The 17,993-nt window shown below is 45.1% G+C and carries 12 protein-coding genes; all 12 read right to left on the bottom strand.

All coding sequences use genetic code 11. The annotated features are described in order from the left end of the window. Window positions 1–356 precede the first annotated feature (356 nt). Window positions 357–2,540: a patatin-like phospholipase family protein gene (locus BN8899_RS14100; RefSeq protein ID WP_065219904.1), complete on the bottom strand. Its 2,184-nt coding sequence runs from the start codon at window positions 2,538–2,540 to the stop codon at window positions 357–359. Further along, window positions 2,537–4,243, bottom strand: a complete 1,707-nt coding sequence (locus BN8899_RS14095; protein WP_082987069.1) for an alpha/beta hydrolase family protein — start codon at window positions 4,241–4,243, stop codon at window positions 2,537–2,539. The genes BN8899_RS14100 and BN8899_RS14095 overlap by 4 nt, the downstream gene beginning before the upstream one ends. An 89-nt stretch (window positions 4,244–4,332) precedes the next feature. Then, window positions 4,333–4,962, bottom strand: a complete 630-nt coding sequence (locus tag BN8899_RS14090; protein WP_231932358.1) for a hypothetical protein — start codon at window positions 4,960–4,962, stop codon at window positions 4,333–4,335. A gap of 10 nt (window positions 4,963–4,972) precedes the next feature. Further along, the gene (locus BN8899_RS14085) at window positions 4,973–5,770 is read right to left on the bottom strand and encodes a metallophosphoesterase family protein (protein WP_065220742.1); all 798 of its coding nucleotides are present in this window, start codon (window positions 5,768–5,770) and stop codon (window positions 4,973–4,975) included. Window positions 5,771–6,054: 284 nt separating this feature from the next. Beyond that, entirely contained in the window at window positions 6,055–6,546 is a 492-nt protein-coding gene (gene ybaK, locus BN8899_RS14080) for a Cys-tRNA(Pro) deacylase (protein ID WP_065219902.1), read from the bottom strand. A gap of 234 nt (window positions 6,547–6,780) precedes the next feature. Then, window positions 6,781–8,430: a metallopeptidase TldD-related protein gene (locus BN8899_RS14075; RefSeq protein ID WP_026207343.1), complete on the bottom strand. Its 1,650-nt coding sequence runs from the start codon at window positions 8,428–8,430 to the stop codon at window positions 6,781–6,783. Window positions 8,431–8,621: 191 nt separating this feature from the next. Next, window positions 8,622–10,322: a TldD/PmbA family protein gene (locus BN8899_RS14070; RefSeq protein WP_018336925.1), complete on the bottom strand. Its 1,701-nt coding sequence runs from the start codon at window positions 10,320–10,322 to the stop codon at window positions 8,622–8,624. 591 nt (window positions 10,323–10,913) lie between these two features. Next, on the bottom strand, window positions 10,914–12,104 hold the full coding sequence (locus BN8899_RS14065) for a thioredoxin family protein (RefSeq protein WP_082987068.1): 1,191 nt from the start codon (window positions 12,102–12,104) through the stop codon (window positions 10,914–10,916). Beyond that, window positions 12,101–14,140, bottom strand: a complete 2,040-nt coding sequence (locus tag BN8899_RS14060; RefSeq protein WP_231932357.1) for a S9 family peptidase — start codon at window positions 14,138–14,140, stop codon at window positions 12,101–12,103. The genes BN8899_RS14065 and BN8899_RS14060 overlap by 4 nt, the downstream gene beginning before the upstream one ends. Window positions 14,141–14,153: 13 nt before the next feature. Beyond that, a complete protein-coding gene (locus BN8899_RS14055; RefSeq protein ID WP_065219900.1) occupies window positions 14,154–15,704 on the bottom strand; it encodes a PKD-like family lipoprotein in 1,551 nt (516 codons plus the stop codon). A gap of 16 nt (window positions 15,705–15,720) precedes the next feature. Beyond that, window positions 15,721–16,491, bottom strand: coding sequence for a DUF4843 domain-containing protein (locus BN8899_RS14050; protein WP_065219899.1), 771 nt, complete (start codon window positions 16,489–16,491; stop codon window positions 15,721–15,723). A gap of 19 nt (window positions 16,492–16,510) precedes the next feature. Further along, window positions 16,511–17,980, bottom strand: a complete 1,470-nt coding sequence (locus tag BN8899_RS14045) for a RagB/SusD family nutrient uptake outer membrane protein (protein ID WP_065219898.1) — start codon at window positions 17,978–17,980, stop codon at window positions 16,511–16,513. Window positions 17,981–17,993 lie beyond the last annotated feature (13 nt).

The raw sequence follows: 17,993 nt of genomic DNA, 5'->3' as shown, positions 1-17,993 counted from the left end.
ATTGCCATGTGTTCCACGCACTTCACTTAAACAGTGACATAATAATGCACGAAAACTGTTTCGATAAACGATAATTTTCGAAAAAAACAATCGTTTATTGCGCTGCAAATATACATCATTTTTGTTTATCGCAAATTTTATGAGCATTAATTTTTATTTCTCGAAATTCACGGCAATCCCATAGTAATCCCAAAGTAAAACTACCTCATGACCGCTACAAAGCACTTACACCGCATTTACAGCACAATTAGCCAGCGGCGCTGTAAGCACGTTAAAACTTATTTGCAAGCAAGTACAGGTAGTATTACTTTGGGATTACCCCGAATTGAAGACAGGTTTACCCTAATCAAATTGCCCTAGAAATAAAATCCCAGGTTAAAATAACATTCAAGTTTTTTGCTCCAATCTGAAAGGCTGAACATCAAATCAATTGGTCCAAAAATAAAATCTCGGGAATAACCGACGCCTCCGCCCCAGATGCCTTTCCGTCCAAAAAGATCAAAGAAATTGCCATCTTGTAAAGCGTAATTCCCGACAAAAGAAAGATAATGCTTTCTTCCCGCTCGCTGACGGAACTCAACCCGCCCGACAAGCAGGGAATTATCGAAGACCTCCACGTGATTGATTCCTAGAAACGGCAATTGCTGTGTCGCATAACGCCCGAAAACCGCTCCGCCCATACAGTTCAGATAAGAATATGCCGCATTGTTCCCGATCAGCACGCGACCGTACACCGCGGGCAATAACTTCAAGCGATCGGAAATAGAAACTACCGGGGCAAAGTTCACCGCCAACGCCGAGAAAGGAGCTCCCCCTTTGTAGGTTCCCAAGTCATCCGTATAAATCGAACAGGAAGCCTGGAAAGCAACACCCCGATTCGGGTAAAAACGACGATCGTAGGTATCCAGTTGAGCCTGCCCGTAATAACTGAAAAAACCTTCCGGACGCACGTCGATGATCTCCTCCGCGTTCGAGAAAAGCAGGGAATTGTAATCGAAATACTCGTAACGCAGACCTACCTGAAACTTAAAATTACGGAAATAAAGGCTCGACAACCCGAGTTCTCCCATGTGGTAACGATACGTCACGTTGTTCGCCTTCTTTCCCTGGTAATAATAATTCACATCATTATAGCGAAACATGTACGCCAGGTTGAAACGCCGCAGGAAAGTATTTTCCAGCGAATACTCCACCTTAGCGTAAGGATTTTTGCTCAATCGCCCCGTCAGGTCAAGCCGTGACCCCCTCAACGCCCGATTGTTCAAAGTCGTATTCAGAAGGATTGCCGCCATCTCTTCCGAGTCAAAGCGAAATCCGATATTTACCGCGCTCATTGGTTGTGCCCGCAATTCCAGTTCCAACTCGTAGGGAGATTCGCCCAACAGGCGGTAGCTCACGGCTGCAAAAGCCTTTGTCCCGTACAACATGGCTATCTCCCGATGAATATCGTCGAGCGTTACCACGCTATTCTCCCGCATCCGCATCTTCCGGCGAACCCATCCTTCTTCCTTAGCGGTAAGTCCCTCGATGTGTATCTCCCGGATCGCGAACTCCCCCGGTAAGTCCACAGACGACGGTACGGCAACCTGCTCCTGCTGACCGCCGATCAAGGCTTTCACACGCATGATCTCCCCCCAATCCCGCAAAGCTGCCACCTTTCCCCTTGCCAATAAAGAATCTATCGACCGGGCACTAAAACTAGCCGCCGAATATCCTTTCACGTTCGGGCGTATCACCAGATCGGCAAGTTTTACGTTCTCCTCGTGCTTGTTCATACAGAGCAAATTGATAATCTGTGGTATCACGCCGGAAACGGATTCCAGCTTATCTTCCGCCATCAAATCCGCCTGCACATCCACCCCGATCACGATCTCCGCACCCAGGGCACGTGCCACGTCTGTCGGAAAATTATTCAGCACGCCCCCGTCTACCAGCACCCGATCGCCCGCAATCACCGGGGTAAACGCACCCGGTATTGCCATACTCGCCCGCATTGCCCGTACCAGGTTCCCCTCCTTCATCACAACCTCCTGCCGGTTGAGCACGTCTGCCGCCACGCAGGCAAAGGGGATAGGCAATTTCAGAAAATCCAACGAATCGTGATACCCGATGGTAAGATCCGTGAAAAGATTGTACACGTTCTGCCCCCGGATAAATCCCGTGGGACGGCGCCTTCCCCGCTCGAACGGGAAAGATAACACGTATTTTGCGTCAAACTCCTTCTCCCCGAAGGGCAGGTCATAACGGTTTACCTTATCGCTCAAAAGAAACATCCAGTCCTGCGCCCGCACGAGGCTATCCAGTTGGTCGGCAGTATAACCGATGGCATACAGTCCCCCGACGATAGAGCCCATACTAGTTCCCACGATCACGTCCACGGGGATTCCCGCTTTTTCCAACACCTGCAACACCCCAATATGCGCCACTCCTTTCGCTCCTCCGCCACTCAATACCAATCCAACCTTCTTGCGTTGAGCCGACGTGTCGATCGCCAACGCGAGAAAGCACAAGAAGATTATGGAGTAACGGTATCCTTTCATTTCTTTATCTTCAGATTTTCAATCCAATCCCCGATTTCTTTCAACACAACGGGAGAAAACGTCTGGGATATACTTCCATACAAGGCAGGATTTCCGGATTCACATTCCTGAAACAAGTGATTCAATCCCGGCAACACTTTGATTGTCACGTTCCGGTTCTTCGCGGCTACCAATCCCCGCCTGATTCCATTCAAATTTATTTCTGGCAAAACCTGTAAATCCTTATCACCATTCAATGCCAACACGGGACATTTTACCTTCTTCAATGCCAGTACCGGATCGTAACGCATAAAAAAATACATCCACGGGTTTAGTAATTGGTCAACCCTTGCACGGATAATATCTTCTGACTTTATTCCCCCTATGGCTCCCGGGGGTGCCGCTTCCAGTAAATTCCGAAAATAAGTCGACACGGAATCTCTCACCTCATCCACGGACGAGGAAGCAAGTATTATATCGTATATACCTCGATGCCAACGTTCTATCTCTTGAACCACGGTATCCGCAATCCCCGTTTCCCGATTAATAGCCGTTTGCTGTGTCAACAAAACTTGATCCCCTCGGATACCCGTTCCCGCCAACAAGACAATGAATTTCACGTCTTTCGATTCACTCGCTACCAAAGGGGCTATCATTCCCCCTTCACTATGTCCAATCAATCCGATTTCGCGGAATTTCCGTTTTTCCTTCAAGTAACGCACGGCAGATGCCGCATCTCGGGCGAAATCCAAGGAAGTGGCTTTATCAAATACACCTGTCGATTTTCCCACACCCCGATCATCAAAACGCAAAACACCTATTCCCCGACGTGCCAAATAATCAGCAATAATCCAAAACGGCTTATGCCCCATCATCTCCTCATCCCTGTTCTGCGGACCGCTTCCCGTGATCATCACTGCCACCGGGAAATTATCTTTCCCTTCCGGTAAAGTCAAGGTACCTGCTAACATCACTGAATCGGCTTCATTTTCAAACACGACTTCCTCAATTCTATACGGGAAAGGAGCTTTCGGTTCCTGCGGACGATCTAATTTCACGATTTCATTCTGACGTTCCAGATTCAGCGTGTATTCCACTCCGAACTGAGCCAATTTTCCCGTAATCCTTCCTTCACGATCTGCTTCACCCCGGTAAATAAAAGAAATTGCAGGAATTTCCATCACGATCTCATGACCATTCACACGAGTCACTCGTACCGGAGTCCCTTTTGCCCCCTGATCCGGGCTATCCATTGCCGACGCGTACTCGTTCCCTATCCTGGAAACATGGAATACCACCCGCAATTTTACTCCCTGTATTTCCACCGTCCCCATCCATTGCCCATCGAAATCATATTCACCCGGAACAGGAATATACACGACCCGTTTCAATGCCATCGGGAACTCTTGTCCGCTTTGCCGGAAGATTCCCTCGACGCCACCTTGTTCATTCAGTCGACCTAAATATTCTGCTCTGATCTGAGGCATATGAAATATCAATTCCCCATTTTCATAACAAGTCGTTTCAATTGGAATATTCTTTGCCCCTTGATTCGGACTGTCAAACGTCGCCCGGCACTTTCCCCCGGAATGTATCACGTTAAAAACCAATTTCAAATCCGTTGCCGGGAGTTTTAAAGTCCCCGTCCACTGTCCCGCAATTTCTTGCGCCGAGACATTCGTGGCAATCCAAGAGAAAAGAAGCAAAACAAATATTCTCTTCATTTGTATTTAAATTAGTTACTTCACAAATATAACAATTGTTCACTTCTTCTCCGCTTACCGGCGATAATAAATAGCTAGAAATTTATACGTTAAAAAATATGAAATTTCAGCCCAAACGACAGGCTTAAAATATCCCCCATTTTCACGTATTTATTCGTGAACTTGGAGAGTAAATACAAATCGCACGTGCTCAACTCGTAATACGCCGTGATCCGGCGAAACGGGAAATGTTTTCCTGCATCGAAAGCGATACGTTGTCCCAGAAAAACGTGGAAACGGATGCGGGTGGAAAATTTATAATAACTACTCGGGTATTTTTCCGGTTCCTTCACCCAAAAATCATCTGCCAACACGGTATTCATGAACAATCCGGTTTCAAGCGGTTCCAGTACCCAATTCTTCCCGAGCGAAACCTCCCACGGCACGTAATTCTGTTTCACCGTAAACGTCACTTTCGTTTTATTGGACGAGAACTCCGGGACAAACCCGAACATGATCTCCGATTCCCATTGCCGTTGTTTACCGTAATCCCAACCGATTCCCGCCGAAAGCAGACCTATCGATCCGGCAAATTGCAGATTTTGATATTTCGGTATCAATTTATTCCAATTTGACTGGTAACGTTCCAATTTTCTTTTATGCCGTTCAGCACGAAGCTCCTGCTGATCCTCTCTCTCGTCACCCATAACTCCCGTGCCTACAAAAAGCAACAGAGCCACAAATCCCGTTTTAATAATAGACCACTTCATACTCGTAACCCTCCGGTGTTAAGGTGAATAACAGATAGTTTTTATCTTTCATACAACTACAACCTATATAAGGAATTCCATCGTCGAAATGCTCCTCGTGGCGCAAACAGTGGCTATGCGCGTGCAAGCAGAACTCCATGCCGGGAAATGAACATAACATCGTGTGAAATACCCTTCCCACGTTATTATTAAACTCGACATCACCGGGTGGCACGTGCATCACCGGAATCGTTCGGGTAAGCCCGACGGTGTCCTGCAATTCCGAATAAACGAATGAAAAATCGGGCACCGGGTGGGAGTAATCAAACTCCAGAGCGTTTGTGTTCACGCAAAGGAAAAGATTCTTACCTGCACGGAACGAGAAATTCTCATCCCCGAACACGTCCAAGAATACATCCATCCCATTTCCTAATATATCGTGGTTACCCAACAACGTCACGTAAGGTATACGCAATTTACCCATAATATCCCGTACCCACAGGAATTCTTTGGTTAGTCCGAAATCCGAAACATCTCCCCCGTGAATCACGAAATCCACATCATTTCTCTTGTTCATATGCTTCACGAAAGCTTCCGTTTCATCGTACCATCGTTGGCTATCTCCCATGAGTACAAACCGGATGGTATCCTTATCCTCACATTTTTCTTCGATCAACGGGATGTTTTTCTCGTTAATGTGTAATTCTCCCGACAAACGCACGTCATAAGGGTGATACTCTATCAAATCACAACTAGCAAGAAATGCAATCATCCAAAATAATGCAACCTTTTTTCTCATATCTAACACGTTTTTCCCCGAATAATGCAAAAAGCAGACCAAATAAAACAAAACGGGAATAAAAAGAATTTTCAAAAAAACACTCCTTCAAAAGATACAAATGTCAAAAAAAATTCTATCTTTGCTTAGAAGCTCGTGCAGGCAGTTCTTTTCCATGTGATGTGTATTGCTTTTTCATAACTAGGGTGAATAAAATTCATGATATTTTAAGATAGCGCACGCGAGTCGTCCGCTGAAAGGAAGAACGCTATACGCGAGTAAAGGGGGATGTTCACACATCCCCCTTATAAATTCTCGTTACTCAACGGACAAACTGTTGCCCCGACATATTTTATCAGATCTCCCGGATTCAAGCGAATCTGCAAGCCCCTCACTCCCGCACTGATAAATATATATTCAAATTGCAGGCACGAATCGTGAATAAACGTCGGAAAGACTTTTTTCATCCCGACAGGCGAACAACCGCCCCGGATATATCCCGTGACAGGAAGCAATTCTTTCATCGGGATCAGATCAGCTTTCTTGTTTCCCGACGCCTTTGCCGCCAACTTCAAATCGACTTCATGATTCCCAGGAATCACGCACACGAAATAACCATTCCGGTCACCGTGTAAGACAAGAGTCTTAAATACTTGCTCGATATTCTCCCCTAACTGCGCAGCCACGTGTGCCGCAGCCAAGTCGTGTTCATCCACCTCGTAAGGAATCAGTTCATAGGTAATTTTAGTCTTATCCAACAATCTTACCGCATTGGTTTTGTTTATTTTCTCTTTCATAATCCCTCGTTTTACCCGAACAAAAATACACAATAAGTTTGTAAATCCACTTTCGGAGAACGATAAACACCACACCATCCTTATCGCGGAAGATACTGAAAGTAATTTTCTTCTTCTCATGAAAAAAGCTAAAAACTAAAAGTTAAGTATATATTATAACTTCTAGTTTTTAGCTTTCAGAATCCAAGCTTACTTACAAGTAAACCTGCAACTTGCAACCCGCCAAAGGCGTTCTTACCTCTGCAACGGGAACTTCAGTACCGGTTCTTTCTCTTTCTTCGGTTCTGACTTGTTGATTTCCACGTCCTCGATTAAGATGGAAGCCGGATAAATCAACGAAGACAACACCTGACGGTTCAGAATATAATTAGAAACATTCTCTTTGCTGGAAATATCCAATACACGCTTGATTTTCGCCAGATTAATCGCAGACACATCCCCGAAACGTACTTGTGTTTCGCTACCGTCCTTCACGTCCACTTTGTATATCTTGGAAGCCGTTCCGGCAATACTACGCACGATATAGGCGTAATCCAACCCCTCGTCTTTGGCAGCCTTAATCAAGGCTTTCTTCATTTTATCCTGTTTCGTACCCTTATCCACTTCAATATGAATCGTTCCCGGAGCCGTAGCGTAAACGATGTCACTTCCGGTCATCACGAAGCGGGAACTTCCGGTGGAGTGAGGAGTTTTCAATGAAGGCACCCGTCCATTTAGCATTTGACGCAGAATACCCTTGTCTACCAGGGTCATTTCTTTCGCGGGAACTACACCCTCGGCATCGATCTCGTAAGCCCCCAACAAAGGTACTCCGTTATATTTATCCAAAGTACTGTAATTCTTTACCGTCAAACGATTGTCCATAATCTTTCTCCCGATACGTCCGTCCAAGGTTCTGGCTCCCGCACCTCTGCCGTTATCAGCCTTCCGGTAAGCAAACAAACCGCCTTGATTCAACAAGTTGTTCACGAAAATACTGGAACTGGCTCCATCTTCAAAAAGCACCGGACCGGAATAGAACTCTTCCACCTCGGGAGCATCCTTCAACTTCATCAGATTCTCGGCAAAAGCCGTGACCCCCTTCTTCAAATCTTCCAGGGAAGGCATATCCTGCGGGCGAGCCACCAACACGGAATAAACATCCCCGATCTTCACGCCCTCGGCTGTATTCACGTATCCCTGGGCGTAAAAATTAACGTAAGAAACCGGTTGTTTCATGGTCACGCCCTCGCTGGTCTGCTTGTACACTTCCATATCCAACCCACTGATTCCCACCGATGAATTGTAAATATCCTTGTAATTTTTGAAGATCGCAGAAACCTCACGAATCACGCGCTCCCACTCTTCCATATTAATAGTATAAGGTTTCCCCTCCACAATCTTCGTGATCGGTTCAGCCTTCACCAGATCCGGCAAAGCAGCCTCTTCCGGGGTCTGCGGATTAGCCTTCAACGCGGCTTCCTTAGCAGCAGACTCCTGCAATGCCCACTTATAGGCTGCATCTGTCACCAACCAGAAATTCTGGCGAATCATATCGTAATCCGCCTCGGCAGGCATTCCCACTTTCAAAAATTGACCAACATAACGGGAATCGCTCGTGTGATCGTAATCTCCCAACAATAACTGAGAAGAAGCGATACCCCGCCAGGGCAATTCCAGCGAACTCGTGATAGCACCCAAAACTCCGGATACCTCGAATTGACGATACCTTCCCAAAGAAAAGGATAAATAAAACGGTTTATCCATCCCCGGCAACGCCAAGTTCTCCTTGTTCCTCTGTAACTCATCCTGCATAGCCTTAAAAATTACTTGATCCTGTTCGCTTTGCGCAACAACCGGACCGAGTAGCAGGAAAAACAATAGTAACGATAATATATATTTCATCTTATTGATATTAGATTTAATGATTTTATCTTAAAAAAACTCCCTCCCCCTTCGGGTACTCCCTCTATAAACAGAGGGAGAGTCAAGTTACCCTCTCGTCTTCGAGAAACATTTCCAACTCCTCCTCTGTTTATAGAAGAGGTGGCAGCGCAGCTGACGGAGGAGTTTCATTCACTCTAAACTTTTATCTTTTAATTTTTCTTCCCGTCCAATCCCGGAGCCGAGAGAATCGGCAATATATCCTGAGATTTAGCCTTCCGTTGTGTTTCCACCTTATTCACCAGAATTGTCGGAGAGATGGCAGTCACCGGAATAGAACCGGATTCGGCACCACACATACCCGTGAACACGCGGGCATCATTACCGGCAAAGATAATATTCGAGAACATGGAAAGAGGAGTTCCGATCAAATCCACCCCGCGTACCAATTGGTCGGGACGTCCGTCAGCAAACACTTTATATACTTCCAACGGGGTAACGTTGAATGAATTTGTTCCACCTTTTCCGGTAAACGTGAATCCGCTCGTCACTTCTTTGAAGAAATAACCGTATTCCTTACCTTGTTTTTTCACTTCCTCGATCAACAACTGCCGTAATTCCTGAGGAGTCTTCGGGTTAGAGGTTTCGATCACCAAATTGGACTGCCGGGATACGGGATCAAATCCTCCGGTAGCACGCGCGTGACCGTTAGAGCGAGGCTGTCCGTCAATCGGCGTACGGGTCATCAGGAACTCGTTCAACTTACCATTCACAACCACATCCACGCGTTCAGCCTTCACGCCTTGATCGTCGTATTTATAGAAACCGTTCAAATCCTCCCCGGCATACTCGCGAATCGTCGGATCGTCATACACGTGCATATCAGCCGGCAACACGAACTCGCCCACCATCTTCTTGAAAGTCTGACCGTCACTCTCGCTTTTCATACGTTGTCCTTCCACGCGGTGACCAAAAATCTCGTGAAAGAATACGCCGCTGGCAGGACCGGACAACAAAGCCGGACCCGTGTACGGGTCTACCATGGGTGCTACACGTAAAGCCTCCAATGTTTTTACCATCTCTTTCGCATCGGCAATGATCTTGTCGTTAGAAGGCAAATCTTCCGGGTTGTATGCAAAATAGGAAAGATTCAACGGCAATTCCATACCATCGTCAGCCTTGGTTTCCCCGAACACCATAATTCGGGCGTACGGCAGATTCTGAACAACCTCTGTACCCTCGTTATCCACGAAATAACGTCTTTCCACAGTGTAAATAACCATGGCATCTCCTTGCATAATTCCGGGTTGATTCTTGAACACGGCAGAAATTTCTTTCATCCGTGCAGCCCACTTGTCCAAATCTATCTTCGTCTGCTCCACCGGAAGCGGAGCCTCATAATATTTTTCCACGGGAACATCCGAGAAATAAGGAGCCTTATCCTCTTCTTCCACGTTCACGGTAGTTTGCGCTTTTGTCTTCTGATACATATCCACGGCAAACTTGTAACGGTTGTTCGTTTCGTTCCAGATCGCCTGACGAATAGCATCCTCGTTATTATCCTCATCCAGAGGTAATCTGGCTACCGACGGCGTTGCCGCTCCCATTTGGTTGAACTTGAAATTATCCAGTTGTTTATCCCCCAAACGTATTTGCGGAACCAAAGTCCGGGTGCGATACTGTTGGCTATTCATTAATGCCCCAAAAGAAGCGGACACGACCGACGTGGTCACGTCAATCACCCGGTAATTCATGTGATACGGGGGAAATTCTTCCCCTTTAAGTTCCTTCATCTGTTGTGCCAATTCCTCTTTGAGCAATCCCAACAACTTATCCTGCGTTTGTCCGTAGATTTTTGGAACAAACAACAAGGTGAGAAAGCAACTAAAAATAATCAATACTGTTTTTCTCATCTGTGTAATAGTTTTAATCATGTGAATAAAAAAATAAAGTGGCTGAAAACACGCACTATTTTCGTTAACAAATATAACGCTATTCCCTAGTGAAACAAAGTGCAACTGATTTAAATTTTCGTTAAATAGCGAAGAAACCTAAAAAAAGGTGATTTCCCGTCACGGTACTCTCACCTTCATAGACAAATTAGAATTCAAAAAACATTACATTTACATGTAACTATCTCATAAAAAAAACGTTTTTCCAAAAAAGCCTCCGGTTATTAAACTAGAACGTCAACTCGGATTTAATAAAAAAAGTGTATAAACACTTCCGGAGGCTAATTCCTTCTTCTGTGCTATACACTTTTTTATTTTTCTCGAATTGACAAAGCAAAGGTAAAGATTTCTTCATTAAAAACCACATAAAAATAAAATAATTTATACTCTATTCTCCGTACTGAACTTTCCACTACCATCCTTTTTACGGTATTCGACGATAACAAGAATATGAGAATACCTCTTTATTCACTTATATGTAAATAGGTTAAACAAAATATACCTTCTCGCCATGTAGCGAGAAGGTATGTGATTTTTCTTTCTAACACGTGATTATTTATTCCGTGCTTCTGCTATATATTTCTCCGCTTCCTTATTAGACATCTCCGCACCGGAAATATCTCCTATTTTGGTTTGCAACAGAGCTTTTGTTCTCATCAGATTCGCTTTGTCCATAGCCTTCGTGGCTTGAAACCAAAAACGATCGATGCGCTGAATACCTTCCTCCATCAAAGCTTTGTCACCACTATAAATCAATTTTCTGATATTATCCCGGAAATATTCTTGCCCGGCATTGTTACGAAATAAATTATAGCTTAACGCCTCATCCATTTTGTCGAGCATTCCGCGAAAATCTTTCTCCCGCACATAAGCAGCCATGTACAAAGCAGCCAAACCGGTAGGAGCTACCATGAAATCAATACTCATTAAATAGTCTGTCAACTCCCGGTTACGTTTCTCATCAAACAGATTTTTCTTTCCCGGTTTCCAATCTGTCAGTTCTTTGACAGCAGAATAAATCGCTTTCTCCAATTTATTATCCACGTCTTTTCTTCCGATAACGGTATAAAATTTTTCCCGTTCAGACATAACCCGTTTTAACAAAGGGCATAATGGATCGCTCACGTAGCGATTAATCAAATACCAATTTTCCGGCGTAGACAAACTATCCACAGACAAAGAATCCAGATATTCACAAGCGATACGAGCGGCTTCATCCCGCATATAAGCAGAATACAAGGCTGACATATAATTTTTTAAAAGCTCAATATCCCTTTCCCCGGCAGCATATCGTTTCACCATACTGCTGAGATTATTATCCGGTTCCAGGGCAAGCCTAGCACCGGTAATCAACCAATTCGGCGAACCCGCACCAACCATACGGTGAATAGCTTCACCCGAAGAAGGATCAACAAACACTAAGGTCGGGAAAGCTTGTACCCCGAACTGTTTTCTAAGTACCACTCCCTCCGCATCTTTTTCCATATCATATTTGGCATTCACGAAATTCTTGTTGAAAAAGTCTGCCACCTCATCATTCGTGAACACACTTTTCGCCAACATCTTGCAGGGACCGCACCAGGACGTGTAGCAATCCACGAAGATCAACTTTTTCTCTTTTTTTGCCTTCTTGACAATTTTCTTCCACTCTTTCGTTTCCTCAAAATTTATACTCCGGTTTTGAGCCACCGCATTCGTCAACACGGCAGCCACCAATAACGTGAATAAAATCAGTCTTTTCATTTCCTTTTCAAATATCTGTTTTTAAAATCTTTCAAATCTTCCAATGTAAATTTCATTTTCTTCATCCACCCGTGACGTTCTCCGGGGAAAAGCATCAACTCGAACTTCCGATTCATCTGTTGTAGAGCATCCACCAATTGCATACTATTCTGCATATGCACGTTGTCGTCCATCATGCCATGCACGATGCGTAGCATAGCCGGTCCACACGACTGGTAACGATCGAGATAGGTAAAAACGGAAGCCGCCTTGTAACCTTCCGGGTTATCTTTGGGTAAATCCATATAACGTTCCGTGTAATGCGAATCGTAAAGCATCCAATCCATCACACCGAATTTGGCATAGCCATATTGAAAATATTCAGCCCCGTAAGTTAATGCCAATGCCGTCATGTAACCGCCATAACTTCCCCCGCTAATCATAACACGGGTGCTATCCACGTTCGGATAAGTTCGCAATAATTTTACCCAGGCGATATAGTCCTCCATTTCCCACTTGCCCAAATTCCTGTGCATATAATTCATACCAGCCTTCCCGCAATGCCCGGAACCTCGATGATCCATAACCACCCGGATACAATCCTCATCCCACCCGGAATCAGACAAAGACCAATAATCACTCACGGAACCATGGTTAGGACCACCATAAACGTGAATATCCACAGGATAACGCTTCCCTTTTTCCATGTTACGAGGCCAACGCACGATAGCCGGAATTTTAAATCCTTCCGCCGTCGTCAACCACAGCATTTCCTTCTTTTCCATTTTCGTCGAATCAAAATCCGCATCCTTCAAATCTCCCAATACCTTTACCTTCCCGTTTTTCACGTTCACCACCCCCAAGCATGTCGGCGTGGACGAATTATCATACTGCGTCAGGAAATAACGGTTGTCCGGTGACAAACGAATATTTCTATGATTGTATTCCCCAAATGTCAATCTCCGCTGTCTTTTTCCGTCAAACCCAACACAGTAGAAATCATTCCGTGTCGAAATCTCTCCCTTCGAGGTAAAATACACTTGCCGATTCTTCTCATCAATACGAACAATTTTCGTGTTCCATTTTCGACCTGATGTCAATTTTTGCCTTAATGAACCATCCGAATTGTGCAGGTAAATCTGTTCCCACCCGTCAAAGTCCCGGATCATCATGAACCCATCCTTGACCCAGTGCAAACTTGTTATCCAATTCACCCATGTCGGCTGCTCTTCATTATAAATCTCACTCTTGTCTCCGGTTACCGGGTTCACGTTATACAACTTCAGGTTATTCTGTTCCCGGGGCATCCACTGCACCAACAACCCGCTCCCATCCGAACGCCAAAAAGGAGTCCCGAAATACTGGTCTGTTTCCGAATTGAAATCAGCCCATACAACTTCTCCGCCCTCGACAGATACGATTCCGACCCTCACTTCCGGATTAGGATCTCCCGCCCGCGGGTAGCGATTGATCTCCAGTTCCCCATGCTGCCCTTTCACGTTATACAACGGATAAACCGGGACCCGGGAATCATCAGCACGAAAGAAGGCAAGGTAACGGCTGTCCGGCGACCACCAAAAACTACGGTACTCGCTTGATCGTCCTAAAATTTCCTCGTAGTAAACCCAAGAAGCGTACCCATTCTTAATGACTTCCGAACCGTCTTCCGTGTAACGGACTTCACGCCCGGAAGCGATATCTATAGCGTACAAATCATTATCACGGGTAAAAGCAACCCATTTCCCGTCTGGCGAAAGCATGGGATTCTTTTCCTCTGCCGGAGTACGGGTCAATTGTTTTTGGCTACCGTCCGGGGCGGTGTAAACCACCTCCCCATCCGATACCTTTACCGCAGCCAATGCTTTCTTTTTTGCCGACGTGAAAGGAGTTCTCGCCCCTGTCTTCACATCCACGGCATACAAAACACTATTCTTTCCCTCCCTTACCTGTTCCAGATAATGGCTCCCGTCTTTCCATCCGGCCACGGAAGGGAGTTTCTGCCCCCAACAGTAACTAACCGTCGCAAGCAAAAAAATAATTATTGAAATCTTTTTCATGTCCGCCTTTCGATCAAAATGCACGATCATTATCCATTCTCATCACGTACCCGGCTTCACCTACACCTTTCCCGATCATTGCCTCCTCCGGAGTAACAGTCATATCGAATTCACTACCGCCACCGATAAACTCGAATCCATACAACTTCCACCCATCGGCACTATTCGTCAACACCACCAACCGATCCATCTGTTCATCCACATACTTATTCGTAATATAAAGATGCCGGATACAAGCGATCCTTTCCCCTCCCGGGAAGGTATACACTTTCCTTTCCCGTATAGAAAGATCGGTGTTCGAACTGATATTATGTTCCCACAACTCGTTACCGTTTGCAGCAAAGAAAAGCTTAGGCGCATTCTGGTGTGTGACCATAATATCGGCAGTAGAAAGAAGATTTCCTTGCGGCAGGGAATATTCTCCCACAATAGGATATGTAGCTTTGTCAAAATACAAATCCACGATAGTATATTTTCCACTTCCGTCCTTCCACAAGGCATAAGCCTTTTGCTTGCTAACATAATTTACCATCTCGCTTGCCCGGAACATCATGTGGACTAACTCCTTGTCTGTTTTAGAAACAGGACCGAAATTAGTCACGTTACTACCCGCCTCATTCAAAAATACCATCTGAGACCCCGTCGTGGCATACAGGAAAGAACGACTCGTCTTATCCCAAAGAAAAGCACGCTGCGAGACACTGACGCCATCCGCATGTACATTATAATTATTCGTTCCGTCGGGTCCTACTAACGGATAACCGAACTTGCCCACGTTTCCGGCAGGCAACATATAATACTGTCCATTATTATTCAAATGATCGTCCGTTATGCTGTTCACGAAACGATTCAAAGGATTCACCGGAGTCGGCATCTCGTAGAAACAGTCCTCCCGCCTTTTCAGCAATGCCATATTCTGGGCATCATAAACCCGAATATCCTTTTCAGAGGTCAGGATAAAAGCATCTTTTTTCACCACCTCTACCGTACCGTCGAAATTTTCCACTTCATGCCTATGATCTTGTTTATAAAGCATTTTTCGGGGTGCACCTTCCATCCGTCCACTGCTATTATATGTTGACAATAAATTCTCGGTTGTCGTGCCTTCCGGCGTAATCATATCCACATCGGTTCCCGTCCCGTCAGTTTCCATCACAAACCAACCGGTAGAAAGAAATGTACTGACTTTCAAAGATACCGACTTTTTGGTAAACAGATCCCTCACGGTATCCCTTACCTCGAACATCAAACTATAACTCCCGGCTTCTCGGGAAATTTTCCAATTCAGTTCCTTCCCGTGTCCCAGCGTATCCTCTTTGCTCATGGCAACCCCGGAGGAATAAAGGAACCACGTGTATTTCAAGTTCTCCATATTTTCCGTTCCGGTTATTGTCGGAGTCAAATTTAATTGATCTCCCACCTGGCAGTCCATTGCTTTCAACCCGGAAATCTTTACTGGCCAAATTTCATCTGTCGACCGATAGTCATAATTACCTCTGTCGTCAATACACCCGGCAATAATAATCCATGCCAGCATGCACCCTATCCATATATTCTTTTTCATCATCAATCGTTTTTAATTAAGGGAATACTACACAATCTTTACAAACCTCTCCTTCCTCGTGATGTTTGTTCGGGTTATTACAAAGCGGTTCGTCATGCGAAGCGTTGTACTCGTTCAATTTCGAATGAGCCTTCAACTTCAGGTAAGTCTTGTACCCGGTGTCATATGTTTCCTCAAACTCTGTTAATCCCAAGTAATTCACGATAAACCACATTTTCTGGGAACTCCACTCTCCAAAATAGCTTTTCCAACTGGCTTTATCATCCCAGTTACCCGGTTTTTCCGCCAATTCTGTAGTCTGTATCATAAAATTCAGGTCGGCATCGATTCCCGGTTTAAAATACGCATTCTCCTCTATAGTCAATTCCAACCGTTTCTTCTCTGTTTTCAGGGATATATCACGCAACAGAATAATTGGAATTTTAGTAACAGCTTGCCCGGCTCCAATAACAATCTGGTTCACCACTTCCGGATCATCCAATGCCACATAATGTGTACCGGCTACAGCTGCATCCGCCGCATCCTTATTTGTCTGCACGATATTCACCGCACGAGGCTCATCCGCGGGGAAACCCATCAACGCAAGTTCCACCCACACTGTATCTCTGTCCTGCGTGTCCGATACTAAAAAGAAACTATGCAGGATACTGTCTTGTTGCCCGTATCCGTCATCCCCTCTATAAAAACACACTCGGGGATCGCTCTCGTACATCAAAGCGTCATGCCGCGAACAAGCTGTTGCCAGCAAAACTACTACCGGAACTATATATTTTAATATCTTCTTCATATCCAAAATCAATTTTCAATTATTCAAATGCCGTTTGTCCCTGCGGCTTCGGTACCACGAACCCGTTCATCGGGATTGTCACGCTCTGCGGAATACTCCAACTGGTAATATTATGCAACTTATAATAATAAAACATCTGTCCCTCTCCCCAGAATTCCTTCCGGTACTCCTTCTCCACCTGGCTTTTTCTTGTGGTTTCACTATTAATATTTATGCTGACATCCATCCCGCGCGCTTGCCGGTAAGTTTCGAAATACCCCTTAGCTTCATCCAAAGGCAAATCTTCCACTAAAATCAAATACATCTCGGCAAGACGTACCAACGGAACCATATTAATAGGCTCGATAACCCCGCTCTTGTAATATTTCAGATAATAGGCATTCGTCCCGTCCACTTCGAAATAGCGACCGCTCCGGCAACGAATATCCGTTTCCGATTTCTCGTACACGTTTGCCACCCACGAGTTGGTCAAATACAATTTCGGTTTTGCAGTGGAAGAAGACATCATTACCCCGTTGATGATTTTTTGCAGACTTGAACAATTCAATGCGAAAATATGCTCACACTGCATCACCAGATTCTTTCCCGTGCTTATCGTGTAACTGTTAGCTTCCGTCGCCAGTTCAAACTTGTTCGTTCCGTCCGTATTTTCAACCTCTACCACTTTTTTAGCGTAAATTGCAGCCTGCCCACCATCGCCAATCCAATGATAAAAACGGGCTCGCAGCGCATCTACTGCATACCGGTTAAAATGTGTCTGACGATAGTAATGCCAATCGTCGTCCGGGGTATACTTTATGCCGTTGCTACCCGGATTATTGAAATCGAACATATTCCCGAGAGCGAACGGATCCTCTTGCAGGTATTTCTCTGCCTGTTCCAGATCCTTCAGAATATTCTCCTTTACCTTCCCGTAACTCACGGATACCAATTTCGACGGTTCACGAGTGATCTCCGTCACGTAAGGAATAGCCACCATGTCATCCGTCGCCCCTGCCGGTACCGGACCAAACAGACGAAGTAACTCCAAGTGGATAAAGGCACGCAGACCGTAAGCCTCACCCAGCAACAACTCCTTGTTTCCGTAAGAGAATTGCACGTCGGTCTTCTCCAGATTCTCCAACAAATCGTTGATATGCGCCACTACGGTATAATATTTACTCCAAATCGTCTGAATCACGCTTTCCACATTACTTTCACTATAATTAAAGGAAGCGATATAAGTTTCCGTCGTATTGGAAGTCTTGTACCAATAACCCGCCAGTAAATCCGGGAAATAATAACTTGTATTCTTCCCGTACAATTCTTTGGCAGCCAATTGTATATAAATACCATTCATCACATTTTTGAATCCCTTCTCACTCTGGTACATATCCTCTTCTTTCATCTCCGTGCGGGGATTCACATCCAGCCAATCGCTGCAACTGCAAGCCAACGCGAGCATGGCAACTAACAGCCAGTCAAAATATCTTGTTCTCGTTACTTTCATATTATATTCATTT

Origin of the sequence: Butyricimonas sp. Marseille-P2440 (assembly GCF_900091675.1) — a bacterium.
Lineage (GTDB): Bacteria > Bacteroidota > Bacteroidia > Bacteroidales > Marinifilaceae > Butyricimonas > Butyricimonas synergistica.
The sequence above is the reverse complement of the archived record's forward strand: the minus strand, read 5'-3'. Positions and strand labels throughout refer to the sequence as shown.

Bases quoted from the DNA above. Each gene is read 5' to 3' on its own strand.
- BN8899_RS14100 (WP_065219904.1), bottom strand. From the start codon at position 2,540: ATGAAAGGATACCGTTACTCCATAATCTTCTTGTGCTTTCTCGCGTTG.
- BN8899_RS14095 (WP_082987069.1), bottom strand. From the start codon at position 4,243: ATGAAGAGAATATTTGTTTTGCTTCTTTTCTCTTGGATTGCCACGAAT.
- BN8899_RS14085 (WP_065220742.1), bottom strand. From the start codon at position 5,770: ATGAGAAAAAAGGTTGCATTATTTTGGATGATTGCATTTCTTGCTAGT.
- ybaK (WP_065219902.1), bottom strand. From the start codon at position 6,546: ATGAAAGAGAAAATAAACAAAACCAATGCGGTAAGATTGTTGGATAAG.
- BN8899_RS14075 (WP_026207343.1), bottom strand. From the start codon at position 8,430: ATGAAATATATATTATCGTTACTATTGTTTTTCCTGCTACTCGGTCCG.
- BN8899_RS14070 (WP_018336925.1), bottom strand. From the start codon at position 10,322: ATGAGAAAAACAGTATTGATTATTTTTAGTTGCTTTCTCACCTTGTTG.
- BN8899_RS14065 (WP_082987068.1), bottom strand. From the start codon at position 12,104: ATGAAAAGACTGATTTTATTCACGTTATTGGTGGCTGCCGTGTTGACG.
- BN8899_RS14060 (WP_231932357.1), bottom strand. From the start codon at position 14,140: ATGAAAAAGATTTCAATAATTATTTTTTTGCTTGCGACGGTTAGTTAC.
- BN8899_RS14055 (WP_065219900.1), bottom strand. From the start codon at position 15,704: ATGAAAAAGAATATATGGATAGGGTGCATGCTGGCATGGATTATTATT.
- BN8899_RS14050 (WP_065219899.1), bottom strand. From the start codon at position 16,491: ATGAAGAAGATATTAAAATATATAGTTCCGGTAGTAGTTTTGCTGGCA.
- BN8899_RS14045 (WP_065219898.1), bottom strand. From the start codon at position 17,980: ATGAAAGTAACGAGAACAAGATATTTTGACTGGCTGTTAGTTGCCATG.